Annotated in this window: 16 protein-coding genes and 1 pseudogene; 9 read left to right on the top strand and 8 right to left on the bottom strand. The window is 72.1% G+C overall.

What is annotated here, in order from left to right:
• Positions 1-42: 42 nt before the first annotated feature.
• Complete coding sequence (locus OH804_RS02660) at positions 43-792, top strand: DUF2470 domain-containing protein (protein ID WP_406062509.1); 750 nt, start codon at positions 43-45, stop codon at positions 790-792.
• 42 nt (positions 793-834) lie between these two features.
• Here the strand turns inward: OH804_RS02660 and OH804_RS02665 are convergent, their stop codons facing one another.
• The 6 genes from OH804_RS02665 to OH804_RS02690 form a co-directional block, all read right to left on the bottom strand.
• Positions 835-1,401 carry a hypothetical protein gene (locus OH804_RS02665; RefSeq protein WP_406062511.1) on the bottom strand — a complete coding sequence of 189 codons (567 nt, stop codon included), beginning with the start codon at positions 1,399-1,401 and terminating at the stop codon, positions 835-837.
• A gap of 68 nt (positions 1,402-1,469) precedes the next feature.
• Positions 1,470-2,420, bottom strand: coding sequence for a hypothetical protein (locus OH804_RS02670; RefSeq protein ID WP_406062513.1), 951 nt, complete (start codon positions 2,418-2,420; stop codon positions 1,470-1,472).
• Positions 2,421-2,459: 39 nt separating this feature from the next.
• Positions 2,460-2,867 (bottom strand): sigma-70 family RNA polymerase sigma factor, encoded by a 408-nt coding sequence (locus OH804_RS02675; RefSeq protein ID WP_406062515.1) that lies wholly within the window; start codon positions 2,865-2,867, stop codon positions 2,460-2,462.
• Positions 2,868-3,491: 624 nt separating this feature from the next.
• Positions 3,492-4,088 (bottom strand): TetR family transcriptional regulator, encoded by a 597-nt coding sequence (locus OH804_RS02680; protein ID WP_196924545.1) that lies wholly within the window; start codon positions 4,086-4,088, stop codon positions 3,492-3,494.
• Between the two features lie 94 nt (positions 4,089-4,182).
• Positions 4,183-4,938, bottom strand: a complete 756-nt coding sequence (locus OH804_RS02685; protein ID WP_196924543.1) for an ABC transporter permease — start codon at positions 4,936-4,938, stop codon at positions 4,183-4,185.
• A complete protein-coding gene (locus OH804_RS02690; RefSeq protein ID WP_406062518.1) occupies positions 4,935-5,690 on the bottom strand; it encodes an ABC transporter ATP-binding protein in 756 nt (251 codons plus the stop codon). Before OH804_RS02690 ends, OH804_RS02685 begins: the two co-directional genes overlap by 4 nt.
• Positions 5,691-6,247: 557 nt before the next feature.
• Here OH804_RS02690 and OH804_RS02695 point away from each other — a divergent pair.
• From OH804_RS02695 to OH804_RS02710, 4 genes and pseudogenes are all read left to right on the top strand, one after another.
• Positions 6,248-6,571: pseudogene (locus OH804_RS02695) on the top strand (phosphoribosyl-AMP cyclohydrolase); the annotation flags it as partial.
• 180 nt (positions 6,572-6,751) lie between these two features.
• Positions 6,752-7,186: a phosphoribosyl-AMP cyclohydrolase gene (gene hisI, locus OH804_RS02700; protein ID WP_307788846.1), complete on the top strand. Its 435-nt coding sequence runs from the start codon at positions 6,752-6,754 to the stop codon at positions 7,184-7,186.
• Positions 7,183-8,736 (top strand): anthranilate synthase component I, encoded by a 1,554-nt coding sequence (locus tag OH804_RS02705; protein WP_406062520.1) that lies wholly within the window; start codon positions 7,183-7,185, stop codon positions 8,734-8,736. Before hisI ends, OH804_RS02705 begins: the two co-directional genes overlap by 4 nt.
• Positions 8,733-9,323 (top strand): Trp biosynthesis-associated membrane protein, encoded by a 591-nt coding sequence (locus OH804_RS02710; RefSeq protein ID WP_196924539.1) that lies wholly within the window; start codon positions 8,733-8,735, stop codon positions 9,321-9,323. Before OH804_RS02705 ends, OH804_RS02710 begins: the two co-directional genes overlap by 4 nt.
• 44 nt (positions 9,324-9,367) lie before the next feature.
• Here the strand turns inward: OH804_RS02710 and OH804_RS02715 are convergent, their stop codons facing one another.
• Positions 9,368-9,637, bottom strand: coding sequence for a hypothetical protein (locus tag OH804_RS02715; protein ID WP_196924537.1), 270 nt, complete (start codon positions 9,635-9,637; stop codon positions 9,368-9,370).
• Between the two features lie 487 nt (positions 9,638-10,124).
• On the opposite strand from OH804_RS02715, the gene trpC reads away from it, so the two are divergent.
• Genes trpC through trpA form a run of 3 tightly spaced genes read left to right on the top strand, consistent with a single transcriptional unit; the run spans position 10,125 to position 13,013 of the window.
• Entirely contained in the window at positions 10,125-10,928 is an 804-nt protein-coding gene (gene trpC / locus OH804_RS02720; RefSeq protein ID WP_030334428.1) for an indole-3-glycerol phosphate synthase TrpC, read from the top strand.
• A 41-nt stretch (positions 10,929-10,969) separates the two neighbouring features.
• Positions 10,970-12,208 carry a tryptophan synthase subunit beta gene (trpB, locus tag OH804_RS02725; RefSeq protein ID WP_196924535.1) on the top strand — a complete coding sequence of 413 codons (1,239 nt, stop codon included), beginning with the start codon at positions 10,970-10,972 and terminating at the stop codon, positions 12,206-12,208.
• 1 nt (position 12,209) lies between these two features.
• Complete coding sequence (gene trpA, locus OH804_RS02730; protein ID WP_196924533.1) at positions 12,210-13,013, top strand: tryptophan synthase subunit alpha; 804 nt, start codon at positions 12,210-12,212, stop codon at positions 13,011-13,013.
• A 204-nt stretch (positions 13,014-13,217) separates the two neighbouring features.
• On the opposite strand, the gene OH804_RS02735 is transcribed toward trpA, so the two are convergent.
• Positions 13,218-13,748, bottom strand: coding sequence for an NUDIX hydrolase (locus OH804_RS02735; RefSeq protein WP_406062523.1), 531 nt, complete (start codon positions 13,746-13,748; stop codon positions 13,218-13,220).
• 102 nt (positions 13,749-13,850) lie between these two features.
• Between OH804_RS02735 and lgt the strand changes: the two genes are divergently transcribed.
• Positions 13,851-15,032: a prolipoprotein diacylglyceryl transferase gene (gene lgt, locus OH804_RS02740; protein ID WP_196924529.1), complete on the top strand. Its 1,182-nt coding sequence runs from the start codon at positions 13,851-13,853 to the stop codon at positions 15,030-15,032.
• Positions 15,033-15,037: the final 5 nt, after the last annotated feature.

The raw sequence follows: 15,037 nt of genomic DNA on the forward strand, positions 1-15,037 counted from the left end.
CTCCGGGTTAGGTAAGCCTAACCTCTGAAGGAGGTCGCGCCCATGCGGCCCAACTCCGCCGAGATCGTCCGTACCCTCGTCGCCGGCCGCCTGCCCGGCCTCGTGCACCTGGCCCACCGGCCGGGCCCGCACCACGCACGGCACGTCACCGACTCGGACGGGCGGGTGCTGCTGCTGGTGCCGGTGGCCAGCCACCTGGCCGCCGCCCTGCAACCGGCCGCCGGGGGCAGCGACGTCGCGGTGGTCCTCGACGTGCTCGACCTGCCGCCCGCCGCAGGCGCGCCCGGCCTGGGTCGCGCCTGGGTGTCCGGCTGGGCGGCCGAGCTGCGCGGCGACGAGGCCCGCCAGGCGGCTGTCGACTTCGCCGCGGTGGAGCCGACCGGTGACCTGCTCGACCTGGGCACCCGGTTCCGGCTGTTCCGCTTCGAGGTGGTCGAGGTCCGCTGGGAGCGGGCCGGCGTCGTGCACCGGATCGACCCGGTGGAGTACGCCGAGGCCGAGCCGGACCCGGTCCACCCGGTCGAGGCCCGCCTGCTCGCCGACCTCGCCGAGTGCCACGGCGCCCAGGTGGCCGATTACCTGCGCCGGCAACTCGGGCTGACCGAGCAGACGCCGGACGGGCCGCCCCGGGTGGTGCGCATCGACCGCTACGGGCTGGTGGTGGCCCTCGGCCGACCCGGCGCCCGGCGTCGGGTCCGGCTGGCCTTCCCCGGCCCGGTAACGGACCCGGCCGACCTGCCCCGGCTGCTGCCGCCGCTGCGCCTCACGGCCGACGCCCGCCCGCCGCGCTGACCCCTCCCCGCCCCGTCGAGAGTGCACTCGGACATGAGACTGTCAGTCGAGTTGGGCCACGATCTGGCCAGTGGTGTCGCGGCCGACAACGGCGGTGATATCGGTGAGGTTCATCCCGTCGGGCTCGGCGTCGCCGCGGGGAAGCCAGACCGCATACGCGCCGACCTGGCGACCGCCGGTCGCGGGCAGCGGATGGACAGCGGCCGTGGCAGTCTGGTCGAACATGGTCACGGAGACGCTGGTGACAGCACCGCGCACGGCCCCAACCAGAATGATCTCCCGCGATTGTGGGTCCAACGGCGCGGGGTAGGGCAGCGGTTTGGCAGGCAGCAGCGGTGGACCGATGGTGTCCAGAGCCGAGGGCGCGGGGTCGCAGAAGACGCTCTCGTTCTCCTTGCCTTTTTCGTGCTTCCCTCCGGCGCGGGCCGCGCGTACACAGAACGCGCCCTCGGCCAACCAGGCGGAGGTCTCCCAGCCGGGTATACGCGCGTCCAACAATACGGGGCGGCCTGTGGTCGGCGGATGCCCGGCGGAGGCGGTATGCCCGGCAGCACAACCCTGCACGGCGAGCAGTCCGGCTACGACGATCGCGATGATGCGAGTGCGCATGTCTTGAGTATTCCGGCTAGATGTCCCCGCGGCGACCAATAGCCCGCCGCGGGGACGAAGTTGTCACGTCAGCAGAAGCAGGCGTATTGCCAGCCGATGCGGTAGTTCATGTACACGGTGGGAGTGCTCCACGGCAGCCTTACCGTGCTGGCACCCGACGCGCTGCGGCTGTCGTTGGAACCGCCTGCGCTACCGCCGTGCCATTCCACCTTGTGGACCGTCTGGTTCCAGGTCACGTTCCAGCCGTCGTTGCAGAGCGGCACCTGGTACGAGAGTTCGACGACCTGGCTCAGACCGACGGTGAACTGGCCGCAGTTGATCCCGTTCTGGTTGGCAGACGGTGATGCCTCGATAATCTCGGCGCCGGAACCGGACCAGGTGATCTCGGTGAATCCCTTCGATAGTTCCTTGCCGCCGCCGAGCACGCCGGTGCCCCAGCCGTGCGCTGTCCCGGAGCCCGCCCCGTACCAAGCTGAGGCGTCTGCATCATCCACGTTGTACAGCTTGTAGCAGCCGGACCACTCGAATTCGGGGTCCGGGTAGTTGGTCTCGCTGTAGACACAGCCGGAGGCCGCAATCGGTGGCTCATCCAGGAGTGCGACGCCCTGTGGTTGTGCCTCCCGCCACGCCTCGGCAGGGCTGAATCCCGCAGCGAGTGCGTCGGCGTAGACGCTGCGGCCCGCAGCCGAGTATGCGGCGGCCTCGGCCGAGGACTGGCCTACGCCCTGTGGGTCAACGATCTGCACCTCGCGGTCGTAAACGCGCCGACCGTCCTGCGTGGTGGTCGGAGACAGGGAACCCGTGAAGATCACCTTCGCGCCGGCGGACGCGACGACGGTGATCCCTTCGGTGTAGCGCAGGCGAACGGCCGAGCCGCTGTACAGAGGCTCGGCGGACAGCAGGGCCGGGCTCCAGGCCTTCTCTTCGCCTGCCGGCGCGGCTTGCGCCGCTACCGCCATCAGCATCGGACCGGCCACTAGTGCGGCGGTCACGGTGCCGAGTGTGCGATGCAACTTCATTGACTGGCTCCTCCGTTAACCATTGATGCACGCTGCTACTTACACGCGAGGTCGGGCGGCGCATGCTGCACGCGGCGGCGGTCGACTTCCTAGATCGCGACGCAGTGCCTCGAGCGCTCGCGCGGTCTGGCTGGTCACCGTTCCCGTCGTGCACCCGAGCGCCTGTGCTGTCTGCGTGACGCTGAGGTCGCAGAAGAAGCGCAAGGTGAGGACGGCCCGCTGACGCGGACCTAGCCGTTGCAGCATGGGCAACAGGGATAAACGATCATCGACGGCAGTATGCGACGCAGGAGCCAGCACGATATCCGTTGCGGTGATGGGCATTGTGGTGCTCTCGTGTCGCCAGCGCGGCCGACGACGTTCTGTCAGAAAGTTGCGGACCACGACACGGTGGGCGTAGGCGCCGAGTCCTGTCCGCCGATCCAACCGGTTCCAGCGCTGGTACACCTTGAGTAGCGCCGCCTAAACAAGATCCTCCGCCTCGTACCAGTCGCCGCAGATGTAATAAGCCTCACGCCGTAGCCAATGTTGAATTGAGCGGACAAATCTTTCGAACTCCACCTTGTCTACTTCGTTCGTCATTGGCAGCGTCGCCTCCCCCGCAACTCTGGCTATGCAGCAAGCGGGGGTCAGCGCTGCGTGTACGCCTGAGAACCCCGTGCTACTCAGGTAGGCCAACATATCGACATAAGTCGATTAGGTCCAGTATTGATCTGCTATGTAACGTTTAGTTCGTAATCGTTGTGGCCTGTGGCCTGTGGCCTGTGGCCTGTGGCCTGTGGCCTGTGGCCTGTGGCCTGTGGCCTCGCGTCCCAGTCAAGATCAAACATGAATGCGGTCCGCCGCTACCAACTCGGCGTTGACCAGCCAATCCAGCGCCCGCTAGTGCTCGCGTCCCACGTGCCGGGATCACGGGAAGCGAGGTGACTGTCCGGCGACCGTCAGCTGGAGGAAGTCACCAAGGTTAGCGCCTAGATCAACTGCTTACCGTTGTTGTGGTCTGGAAACCACGGGCGGGCCCTTGGGTCGGGACAGAAAGTGCAAGATCGCGAGGGGTGGGCGGGGTTGGGGTCAGCCCGGCAGCGGACCGGCGAGGTAACGCTGAATGGTCGGACCGACCGCGGCGGCCAGCACTTCCGGGTCCGCTGAGGCGACCGGCTCCAGGCGCACCACGTGCCGCATCATGGCCAGGCCGATCATCTGGGTGGCCACCAGGGAGCCCCGCAGCGGTAGTTCGGCCGGGTCGACGTCGAAGTTTTCGAGCACCCGGCGCAGCACCTGCGTGGTGATGAACTCGCGGAGCAGCCGCGCGGTCCACTCGTTGCTGACCGCCGAGCGCAGCAGGGCCACCCCGGCGCTGCCGGCCGGAGAGTCCCAGACGCCGAGGAAGATCCGCACCATGCGTTCACCGACGGCGTCCCGGTCACCGGCGAGCACCTGCGGCACCAGCTGACCGGGGTCGACCGGGAAGTTCATCGCGGCCAGGAAGAGCTGGTCCTTGCTGCCGAAGTAGTGGTGCACCAGCGCCGGGTCGACCTGCGCCGTGCCGGCGATGGCCCGGATCGACGCAGCGTCGAAGCCACGTTCGGCGAACGCCGTCCGCGCCGCGTCGAGAATCGCCTCCCGGGTGCCCGGATTGCCGGGTCGCCGGCCGGTTCGCCGCGTCATCGCCGCCCTTCGTTCGTCCGCCTGGCCCGTCGTGGCCCGGCCCGCCCCGCGCCGGGGTCGGCTGCCGCACTGGCGGCCGGCCCCGGCACGGACGTCAGCCGCTGCGTCGGCGCAGGGTGGCCGCCGCGAGCACCAGCGCCAGCACCACCGCACCGAACACCACAGCGACGTCGCGCCACATCCGGCCGGTCGGTTCGGCGTGGGCGCCGACCTCCTGCAACGCCTCGATGGCGTACGACAGGGGGAAGGCGTCACTGAGCGCCTGGAGCCAGCCGGCCATCTGGTCGCGGGCCACGAACAGCCCGCAGAGCAGCAGTTGGGGGATCACCACGACTGGCAGGAACTGTACTGCCTGGAACTCGGTGCGCGCGAAAGCACTGCACAGCAGCCCGAGGGCGACGCCGAGCACGGCGTCGAGCACGGCGATCCCGAGCACCAGCCCGATGCTGCCGGCGGTGTCCAGATCGAAGATCCAGTACGCCACGGCGGCGGCGACGGCGGCCTGCACGGCGGCGGCCAACCCGAACGCGATGCCGTACCCGAAGAGCAGATCGAGCTTGCCCAGCGGGGTGGTGAGCAGCCGCTCCAACGTGCCCGAGGTGCGTTCCCGCAGCATGGCGATGCTGGTCACCAGAAACATGATCACGAAGGGGAAGATGCCGAGCATCACCAGCGCGATCCGGTCGAAGGTGCTCGGCTGCCCGGGTGGGGTCGGCTGGTCGGCGTACATGAAGTAGACCAGGGTGAGCAGGACAGCCGGCACCACCACGAGCAGCGCGATGGTCCGCCGGTCGTGCCGGAGCTGACGCAGGATGCGGCCGGTGGTGGCGGCGAGGATTCGCGGGTTCATGCTGTCTCCCGTGCGGCTGTCGCGTCGGTGCTGGTGGCGGCGGCCTCGCCGGCCCGGATGAGCCGTAGGAACGCCTCGTCGAGGTCGTCCACTCCGGCTGCGGCGCGGACCGCGGCCGGGCTGTCGTCGGCGATCAGCCGCCCCTGGCGGATCAGCAGCAGTTGGTCGCAGCGCGCCGCCTCGTCCATCACGTGGCTGGAGACCAGCAGGGTGGTGCCGGCGGCGGCCATCGCGTGGAACCGCGCCCACAGGTCGGCCCGCAGCACCGGGTCCTGGCCGACGGTCGGCTCGTCGAGGATGACCAGCTCGGGCTCCCCGACCAGGGCGCACGCCAGCGAGGCTCGGCTGCGTTGACCGCCGGACAGGGTGCCGACCAGTTGCCCGGCGGCCTCGGCCAGCCCGACGTCGCTGATCGCCCGGTCGGCCTCGACGCGCCCTCGCCCGTACAGGGCCGCGAAGTAGCGGGCGTTCTCCCGGACGGTCAGGTCGGCGTAGACGCTCGGCGCCTGGGTCAGGTAGCCCACCCGGTGCCGCAGCGCTGGGGTGCCCGCCGGTTGACCGAGCACGGTGACCGTCCCGCCACCGACCAGCTGCACCCCCACCACCGCGCGCATGAACGTGGTCTTGCCGCTGCCGCTGGGGCCGAGCAGCCCGGTCACCGCGCCGCGCGGGACCCGGCAGCTGATGCCGTCCAGCACCCGCCGCCCACCCCGGTCGACGACCAGGTCTCGGACGGCTATCGCATCGCCCATCACGCACCTCCACGGAAACTCATCATCTGTTGAACTCAACGCTAGATGAAATACCGCGTACCGCGCAACGTCCGCGCCGGTGGCCGACTGTCGGCCGTTGCGCGCAGCGCGAGAACGGGCAGTAGGCTCCGGACCGGACACGAAGTCCGCCAACGGGCATTGCGCGCTGATCGGACGTGCGGCACGATGGCGCGGTGGGTCACGCTCCGTTACCGGATAGCGGTTTTCTTGAGGACTGGGCCGCGCGGTTGCGGCAGGCCGCCGAGCGGCCGGTCGTCGGCATCCTGTTGCGCGGCAGCCACGCCCGCCGTGCCGCCACCGCGCACAGCGACGTCGACCTCGACGTGTTGGTCGGCGGCGCCCCGTACGCGGCCCGGCGGGCCTACCTGGCGGAGTCCGCAGGTCAGGTCACCCACGTCTCGGTGGCCGCCCGCGACGTCCGGTCCTGGGTGCACCACCTCGGCGAACCGGCCGACTGGGCCTTCGGGCTGCCGGTGACCGCGCCGGCACGGCTGCTGTGGGCCGACCCGCACTGGCGGCCCCGGATCGACCTGCCGGTGCTCTGTCAGCCCGCCGAGCCACCCCGCCTGGAAGAGCTGATCGCCACGCTGGGTAAGGCCGCCGCCGCCCGCGCCGCCAGCGACCGCCTCGGTGTCCGGCTCGCCGTCGCCGACCTGGCGCGGCTCTGCCCCTCGGTGCTGCGCCCGGCCAACCCGTCCGTGCGGGTCCACTCCCGCCGGGCGGCCTTCGCCGCGGCCCTGGAACTGCCGGTGGCCCCACCCGGCTACCGGACGGACATGCTGCTGTGCCTCGGGCTGCGTCCGGGCGCCACCGGGCAGCTCTGGGCCGCCGCCGTACGGCTGGTCGCCGGCACGCTGCCGTTGATTCGGCCGTACGCCGAGGAGATCGCCGACACGGCCGGCGCGGACCTGGCCGCCGCCCTGGTCGACGGTCGGCTGGACCGCTACGTCGCCCAGCTGGCCCGGCCGGCCGGGCCCCCGCCGCAGCCCTGCCGGGAGCGGTCGGCGGTGCCCGCGCCGCGTGCGGGAGAATTGGTGACTGTGCCCGTACCTGACCCGCCGGTGACCGGCGTCCCCAGCGATCCGAACGAGCTGGCCGCGCCCGCGCCGGCGCGCCCGTCCCGGCTCGACCCGGCCATCGCGGCCCAGCTGCGCCGCACCGCCGACGGCCTGGTCGCCGCCGTGGTGCGCGCACACGACTCCGGTGAGGTGCTGATGGTCGCCTGGATGGACGACGAGGCGTTGCACCGCACCCTCACCACCGGCCGGGCCACCTACTGGTCGCGCAGCCGACGCGAATACTGGGTCAAGGGCGCCACCTCGGGGCACCACCAGTACGTGCGGTCGGTCGCCCTGGACTGCGACGGGGACGCGCTGCTGGTGAGCGTGGACCAGGTCGGCGCGGCCTGCCACACCGGCCACCGGACGTGCTTCTTCACCGAGCTGCCCGTCACCGGGACGGAGGCACACCGATGACCGACGGCACACTCAGCCCCGACCTGGGCACCTTCACCGAGCTGGCCGCCGAGTGGCGGGTCGTGCCGGTCACCCGGCGGCTGCTGGCCGACGCGGAGACCCCGGTCGGGGTCTACCGGAAGCTGGCCGGTGGGCCGGGCACGTTCCTGTTGGAATCGGCCGAGCAGGGCGTCGGCTCGGCCGGCATGGCCTGGTCGCGGTACTCGTTCATCGGCGTACGCAGCAGCGCCACCCTGATCGAACGCGACGGCGTGGCGACCTGGCTCGGTCAGCCGCCGGCCGGGCTGAGCACCGAGGGTGACCCGGTGCGGATGCTGCGGGAGACGGTGGCGGCGCTGGCCGGCCCGGTCGGCGACCCGTCCAACGGCCTGCCGCCGCTGACCGGGGGCATGGTCGGCTACCTCGGCTACGACCTGATCCGGCGCTTCGAGCGGTTGCCCGAGCTGACCGACGACGACCTGGGCGTCCCGGAGCTGGGTATGATGCTCGCCACCGACCTGGTGGTGCTGGACCACTACGACGGCTCGGCGATCCTGGTCGCCAACGCGGTGCTGCCGCCGTTGGACGCCCCGGACCGCGCCCCGCAGGTCGCCGCCGCCTACCACCACGCGGTGGGCCGGTTGGACGCGATGACCACGGCGCTGTCCCGGCCCATCCCGCCGATGATCTCCACCGTCGAGCGTCCGCCGGCCGGCGAGGTGCTCTGCCGTACGCCCGACGGCGGTTACCCGAAGGCGGTGGAGGCGGCCAAGGAGGCGATCCGGGCCGGTGAGTGCTTCCAGATCGTGCTGTCCCAGCGTTTCGAGCGGACCACCCACGCCGACCCGCTGGACGTCTACCGGGTGCTGCGCACCAGCAATCCCAGCCCGTACATGTACCTGCTGCGCTTCGACGGGTTCGACATCGTCGGCTCGTCCCCGGAGGCGCACCTGAAGGTCACCGGGGCCGCGGACGGGCGGCGCCGGGCGTTGCTGCACCCGATCGCCGGCACCCGGCCGCGGGGCGGCACCCCCGCCGCCGACGCCGCGCTCGCCGCCGAGCTGCTCGCCGACCCGAAGGAACGGGCCGAGCACGTGATGCTTGTCGACCTCGGCCGCAACGACCTGGGTCGGGTCTGTCAGCCCGGCAGCGTGGAGGTGCCCGAGTTCGCCACCATCGAGCGGTACAGCCACGTCATGCACATCGTCTCCACAGTCACCGGCACGCTGCGTGACGACCAGAGCGCCTTCGACGCGCTGGCCGCGACCTTCCCGGCCGGCACGCTCTCCGGGGCACCAAAGGTGCGCGCCATGGAGATCATCGAGGAGTTGGAGCCGGTCCGTCGTGGCCTCTACGGCGGCACCGTCGGCTACTTCGGCTTCGGCGGCGACCTGGACATGGCGATCGCCATCCGGACCGCGCTCATCCGGGACGGCCGCGCCTACGTGCAGGCCGGGGCGGGGGTGGTCGCCGACTCGGACCCGGCCGCCGAGGACCAGGAGACGCGCAACAAGGCTGCGGCCGTGCTGGCCGCGATCGCGGCGGCCGAAACCCTCCGGCCGGCCCGATGAGTGGCGGGGAGCCCTCCGTCGTGGGCCGGCGCGCGTTGACGTACGCCGTGCTGCTCTGCCTGGCCGGCGCGGGCCTGGCGCTCTGGGCCGCGACGCGTAGCTGGTCGGTCGAGCTGACGGTGCGTCCGGCGCCGCTGCCACCGGTGCGTGAGGCCCGCAGCGGTGCGAGCCTGCTGCCCTGGCTGCCGGCGTTGGCCCTGGTGACCTTGGCCGGGGGTGGTGCGGTGCTGGCCACCCGGGGCCGCCCGCGGCGGGTGCTCGGTGTGCTGCTCGGCGTGCTCGGTCTGGCCGTGGCGGCCGGAGGTGGGTACGGGCTGGTAGCCGACGTGGGCGGCGCGGTGAGCCGGCAGTGGCCGGCGCTCTGCCTGCTCGGCGGCCTGCTGGCCGCGGTGGGCGGCTGGTGGACGGCGTTACGTGGCGGTGACTGGCCGGCGATGGGCGCGCGGTACGAACGTCCGGCGCGGACCGCTCCGGAGGCCGCGTCGACGCAGAGTGACCCGGCTGGGCCGCCGACGCCGCTGGCGGGGCGGCGGACCACCGAGGCGTGGGACGCGCTGGACCGGGGCGAGGACCCCACGACCGACTGAGGTGGTGGCCGCGACGGCCGACCGACGTGGGTGGCCGTCGGTTGTCAGCCGACCGGCTGGCGCTCCCACTGGGTACGGCTACTGGCGGCGCGGGCGGCGGTCAGTTCGGCGACCAGGCGGTTCAGCTCGGCGCGTTGGTCGGCGCGGGCCCGGTCGGCGCAGACCGCCTCCCAGGCGTTGCCCCGTGCCGTCCGCATCCGTCCTTCGCCCACCACGGCCCGCTCCACGGTGTGCACCACTCCGACGGCGAGCGACGCCACCGTCCGCGAGATGGTGGTCAGTCCGATGGTCGGGTGCGGCTCGGAAATGCTCATGGTCACCTCGCACGAGGAGTTGCTGCGGTCGGGGCAGGCGCGCCATCGAGTCTGCCCGAGGACGATGCTGGCCCGTCGACGTTTCGCCGCGGTGACCGCCCGGTCAACTGTCCCGCCTCGGCCGTGACCAGGGACCGTCCGTTCGGCCTTGAGCTTGCTCACAGCATCGATCGGCGTCGTTGTCGTGGGGCGCGGAACAGAAACTGGTGGCATGATCGATGGATCGGCCCGGTCTGACTGCGGCCGCCAGGCTCCCTACCGCGTGACGGTGGTCGATACCGGAGGTGGCGCTGCGTGACAACCCGTTCACGGCAAGTCGGCCATTATGCCGCAGCCCTTTTCGTGAGCAGCGCCATACCCCCGGCGTCCGGCGTCGATCGGCTGCCCCTAGCATCGGCCCATGACGCCCGGAGAGGGGAGTCCATTCGTGACTGCTGAGCATGCGCACGCGGAGGGGGACGAGGCCGGCCAGGCAGCGTCCGTAAGCGTGCTCGACGAGATCCTGGCTGGCGTACGTGAAGACGTCGCCCGCCGTCAGGAGCAGGTTCCGCTGGAGCGGATCCGTGAACTGGCAGCGGCTGCGCCGCCGCCCATGGACGCGTACGCGGCGCTGCGCAAGCCCGGCGTGGCCGTGATCGCCGAGGTGAAGCGCTCGTCGCCGTCCAAGGGCCGGCTGGCCGAGATCGCCGATCCGGCCGACCTCGCGGTCGACTACGCTGCCGGTGGGGCGCGGGCGATCAGCGTGCTGACCGAGGGGCGCTGGTTCGGCGGGTCGCTGGACGACCTGGCGGCCGTCCGTGCCGCGGTCACCGTGCCGGTGCTGCGCAAGGACTTCGTGGTCTCCAGCTACCAGATCCACGAGGCGCGCGCACACGGCGCCGACCTGGTCCTGCTGATCGTCGCCGCCCTCGAGCAGAACGTCCTGATGGGTCTGCTGGAGCGAATCGAGTCGCTGGGCATGACCGCCCTGGTCGAGGTGCACGACGAGGAAGAGGCCGACCGCGCGCTGGAGGCCGGCGCGCAGGTGATCGGGGTCAACGCCCGTGACCTGCGTACCCTTGAGGTCGACCGGTCGGTGTTCGAGCGGATCGCGCCCGGCCTGCCCAGCAGCGTCGTCAAGATCGCCGAGTCCGGCGTTCGTGGCCCGCACGACCTGATCCGATACGCCTCCGCGGGCGCCGACGCGGTCCTCGTGGGCGAGGGCCTGGTCACCCAGAAGAGCCCCCGCGAGGCGGTCGCCGAGTTGGTCAACGCCGGCAACCACCCGGCAACGCCCCGGCCGGTGCGCTGACCCCGCGCCGGTCTGACGTCCCAGCAGCGAGAGGATTCCCGATGAGCGCCGACGCGCTGGCCCCGGTGGCCGGCCCGCAGCCCGACTCCGCCGGCCACTTCGGCCGCTTCGGCGGTCGGTTCGTTCCCGAGGCCCTGGTGGCCGCGCTGGACGAGCTCGACGGGGCGTGGCGTACGGCGATGGCGGACGAGTCCTTCCGGGCCGAGTTCGGCGCGCTGCTGCGCGACTACGCCGGCACGCCGTCGCTGCTCTACGAGGCCCGGCGGTTCTCCGCGAAGGTCGGCGCGCGGGTGCTGCTCAAGCGGGAGGACCTCAACCACACCGGTGCGCACAAGGTGCGCAACGTGCTCGGCCAGGCGCTGCTCACCAAGCGGATGGGCAAGACCCGGGTGATCGCGGAGACCGGTGCCGGCCAGCACGGTGTCGCCACCGCGACCGCCGCCGCCCTGTTCGACCTGGAGTGCGTGGTCTACATGGGCCAGGTCGACACCGAGCGGCAGGCGCTCAACGTGGCCCGGATGCGGATGCTCGGCGCGACGGTCGTCCCGGTCACCAACGGCTCGCGCACCCTCAAGGACGCGATGAACGAGGCGATGCGCGACTGGGTGGCCAACGTCGACGAGACGCACTACCTGATCGGCACCGCCGCGGGCCCGCACCCGTTCCCGGCGATGGTGCGCGACTTCGTCCGGGGCATCGGTGACGAGGCCCGCCAGCAGTGCCTGGACCTCACCGGCGCGCTGCCGGACGCCGTCACCGCCTGCGTCGGCGGCGGTTCCAACGCGCTCGGCATCTTCCACGCGTTCGTGGGCGACGAGGCCGTGCGGCTGTACGGCTTCGAAGCCGGTGGCGACGGGGTGGCCACCGGCCGGCACGCGGCGAGCATCACCGGCGGGTCCGCCGGGGTGCTGCACGGCACCCGCACGTTCGTGCTCCAGGACGCTGACGGGCAGACCCTGGAGTCGCACTCGATCTCCGCCGGCCTGGACTACCCCGGCGTCGGCCCCGAGCACGCGTGGCTGCACGACACCGGCCGGGCGAACTACCTGCCGGTCACCGACGACGAGGCGATGGCCGCCTTCGAGCTGCTCTGCCGCACCGAGGGGATCATCCCGGCGATCGAGAGCGCGCACGCGCTCGCCGGCACCGTCGCGCTGGCCCCGAAGCTCGCCGCGGAGCTGGGCCGGGAGCCCACCATCGTGGTCAACCTCTCCGGGCGGGGCGACAAGGACGTGCACACCGCCGGTGACTACTTCGGCATCCTCGACAAGGAGCGGTGAGATGAGCCGGATCGGGGTGGCCTTCGACAAGGCCCGCGCCGACGGACGGGCACTGCTGGTCGGCTGCATGCCGGCTGGTTTCCCCACCGTCGAGGGCAGCATCGCCGCGATGACCGCCATGGTCGAGGCCGGCGTCGACGTCATCGAGGTGGAGATCCCCTACTCCGACCCGGTGATGGACGGGCCGGTGATCCAGCGGGCCAGTGACATCGCGCTGGCCGGGGGCGTACGCACCGCGGACACGATGCGCATCATCGAGGCGGTGGCGGCGACGGGCGCTCCGGTGGTCACCATGACCTACTGGAACCCGGTCGAGCGCTACGGCGTGGACGTCTTCGCCCGTGACCTCGCCTCCGCCGGCGGCACCGGCCTGATCACTCCGGACCTCATCCCGGACGAGGCCGACGAGTGGCTGGCCGCCTCGGACGCGCACGGGCTGGACCGCACGTTCCTGGTCTCGCCGTCGTCCACCGACGCCCGGCTGGCGATGACGGTGCGGCACTGCCGTGGCTTCGTCTACGCGACCGCCGTGATGGGGGTGACCGGCGCCCGGGCGCGTACCTCCGACGCCGCCCCGACGCTGGTCTCCCGGGCCCGCGCGGTCACCGACCTGCCGATCGGTGTCGGCCTGGGGGTGGGCACCGGCGCACAGGCCGGCACCGTCGCCGGTTACGCCGACGGTGTGATCGTGGGTAGCGCGCTGGTCCGGTGTGTGCTGGACGCGCCCACCGAGGCCGACGGGCTGGCCGCACTGCGCACCCTCAGCGCCGAACTCGCCGAGGGCGTCCGCAACCCCACCCGCTGAGCCGGCCCTCACTGAGCCGGCCCTCACTGAGCCGGCCCTAGCTGAGTCCGGCCGGACCGCGCAGCGCGGGGGCATGTCTTGTCTGTTGAGCCTGATGCCTGTGAGTCATATTGATGACTCACAGGCATCACGCTCAATCGAATCTGGCCTGGCAGGCGAGGCTGTCCGCGACCACGCGGCGAACCTCGGAACGGTTGCGGCTTGTCAGGGGTGCAGGGACCGTGCCGGACGGCCGTCCTCGGCTGGGCGGGCCGCCGGCAGCGGCGCGGAGGCGACGGTTCCTGGCGCGCAGCCGACGTCGCGGAGCACGCCGGAGCAGCCGGCGGTCGCGTCGGCGACGGCGGCTCGGGTGAGCGGGGTGACCACCTCGGGCAGCGCCTCGGGGAAGTGCCAGGACAATCGGCAGCCCGGTGGTGGGTCGGTGGCGGGTCGGATCCCGGCCGCGCGGGCCCGGAACACGTGCACGAGGACGTCGGGCAGTGGCCCGGCGCGTCCGGCCGCGGCCTCCCCGGGAGGGCCGGTCAGCTGGTAGACGCCGACCAGGTCGATCAGCTCGATGTCCCAGCCGGTCTCCGCGCGGATGTCCCGTAGGGCCGCCCGCACCGGGCCCTCGGCCGGGCGCAGCCGTCCGCCGGGCAACGCGTAGCGGCGCGCACCCCGGCCCTGCTGGCAGAGCAGCACCCGCCCGGTGTCGTCGGTGACGACCGCGGCGACCGCCCAGGTGAGCGCGCTCATGGACAAAGAGCCTACGGCGGTGCAAACCAGAAGTCACCGGGATGCGCGCTCCAGCGGCCCGGGGTGCCGCTGCGGGGGTGTGCAGCGGTAGCGTGTGCACCCGTGACCCTCGCCTCGCTCTCCCCCCAGGCGGCCCTGCCCAGCCCCAGCACCGCGGTCTGGCAGCTCGGGCCGGTGCCGATCCGGGCCTACGCGCTCTGCATCATCGCCGGCATCGTGCTGGCCTGCTGGGTGACGGAGCGCCGGCTGCGGCAGCGCGGTGTCGCGCCCGGCGCGGTGCTCGACATCGCCGTCTGGGCGGTGCCCGCGGGCATCATCGGCGCCCGGATCTACCACGTGGTCACCTCACCGGAGAAGTACTTCGGCGCCGGTGGGGACCCGATGAAGGCGTTCGCCATCTGGGAGGGCGGTCTCGGCATCTGGGGCGCGGTCGCCGGTGGCGCGCTCGGTGCCTGGATCGCGGCCCGACAGCTCGGCATTCCGTTCGGCGTGGTGGCCGACGCGCTGGCCCCCGGGCTGCCGCTGGCCCAGGCGGTCGGCCGGATCGGCAACTGGTTCAACAACGAACTCTTCGGTGGCCGGACGACGCTGCCGTGGGGCCTGGAGATCCATCGGATGGACCCGGACAACCCCGGGCACGCGCTCCGGGACGACGCCGGGCAGCCGATCCTCGAACCGGGCCTCTACCAGCCCACCTTCCTCTACGAGGCGCTGTGGAACCTCGGCGTCGTGGCCCTGGTCCTCATCCTCGACCGCCGGCTCAAGCTGGGCCGGGGCCGGGCGTTCGCGCTCTACGTGATGGGTTACACCGCCGGCCGGTTCTGGATCGAGCTGATGCGCACCGACGAGGCCAACCAGATCCTCGGCGTCCGGCTCAACGTCTGGACCGCCGCCCTGGTCTTCCTCGGCGCCCTGATCTACTTCGTCCGGGTGCGCGGCCCCCGGGACTACCTGATCCCGCTCGGTCCGGCGGCGACGACGACCCCGCCCCCCGCGTCCGACCTGTCCCAGGTCGACCTCTCCGAGCGGGAGACCCCGTCGCGGGCCGCCGCGCCGGAGGGCTACCGGGTGGTGAGCGAGGAGCAGTACGCCACCTGGCAGGACACCGGCGTCGTACCGCCGACGACCGACGACGACTCCCGGCCGGACGACGGCGAGCCGTCCGACGACGCCGCCGCGACTGACCTCGCGTCGAGCGACGACGAGCCGGCGGACGATCCGTCCGCCGCTCGCACCGACCGGGCCGACGCCACTGGCGCGCGTCCCGCCGACCGGGACAGCTGAGCGGG

This window comes from Micromonospora sp. NBC_00860 (assembly GCF_045207375.1).
GTDB lineage: Bacteria > Actinomycetota > Actinomycetes > Mycobacteriales > Micromonosporaceae > Micromonospora > Micromonospora vinacea.

Coding starts and splice junctions, on each gene's coding strand:
- OH804_RS02660 (WP_406062509.1), top strand. CDS start 43: ATGCGGCCCAACTCCGCCGAGATCGTCCGTACCCTCGTCGCCGGCCGC.
- OH804_RS02665 (WP_406062511.1), bottom strand. CDS start 1,401: ATGCGCACTCGCATCATCGCGATCGTCGTAGCCGGACTGCTCGCCGTG.
- OH804_RS02670 (WP_406062513.1), bottom strand. CDS start 2,420: ATGAAGTTGCATCGCACACTCGGCACCGTGACCGCCGCACTAGTGGCC.
- OH804_RS02680 (WP_196924545.1), bottom strand. CDS start 4,088: ATGACGCGGCGAACCGGCCGGCGACCCGGCAATCCGGGCACCCGGGAG.
- OH804_RS02685 (WP_196924543.1), bottom strand. CDS start 4,938: ATGAACCCGCGAATCCTCGCCGCCACCACCGGCCGCATCCTGCGTCAG.
- OH804_RS02690 (WP_406062518.1), bottom strand. CDS start 5,690: ATGGGCGATGCGATAGCCGTCCGAGACCTGGTCGTCGACCGGGGTGGG.
- OH804_RS02705 (WP_406062520.1), top strand. CDS start 7,183: ATGACCGACGGCACACTCAGCCCCGACCTGGGCACCTTCACCGAGCTG.
- OH804_RS02710 (WP_196924539.1), top strand. CDS start 8,733: ATGAGTGGCGGGGAGCCCTCCGTCGTGGGCCGGCGCGCGTTGACGTAC.
- OH804_RS02715 (WP_196924537.1), bottom strand. CDS start 9,637: ATGAGCATTTCCGAGCCGCACCCGACCATCGGACTGACCACCATCTCG.
- trpB (WP_196924535.1), top strand. CDS start 10,970: ATGAGCGCCGACGCGCTGGCCCCGGTGGCCGGCCCGCAGCCCGACTCC.
- trpA (WP_196924533.1), top strand. CDS start 12,210: ATGAGCCGGATCGGGGTGGCCTTCGACAAGGCCCGCGCCGACGGACGG.
- OH804_RS02735 (WP_406062523.1), bottom strand. CDS start 13,748: ATGAGCGCGCTCACCTGGGCGGTCGCCGCGGTCGTCACCGACGACACC.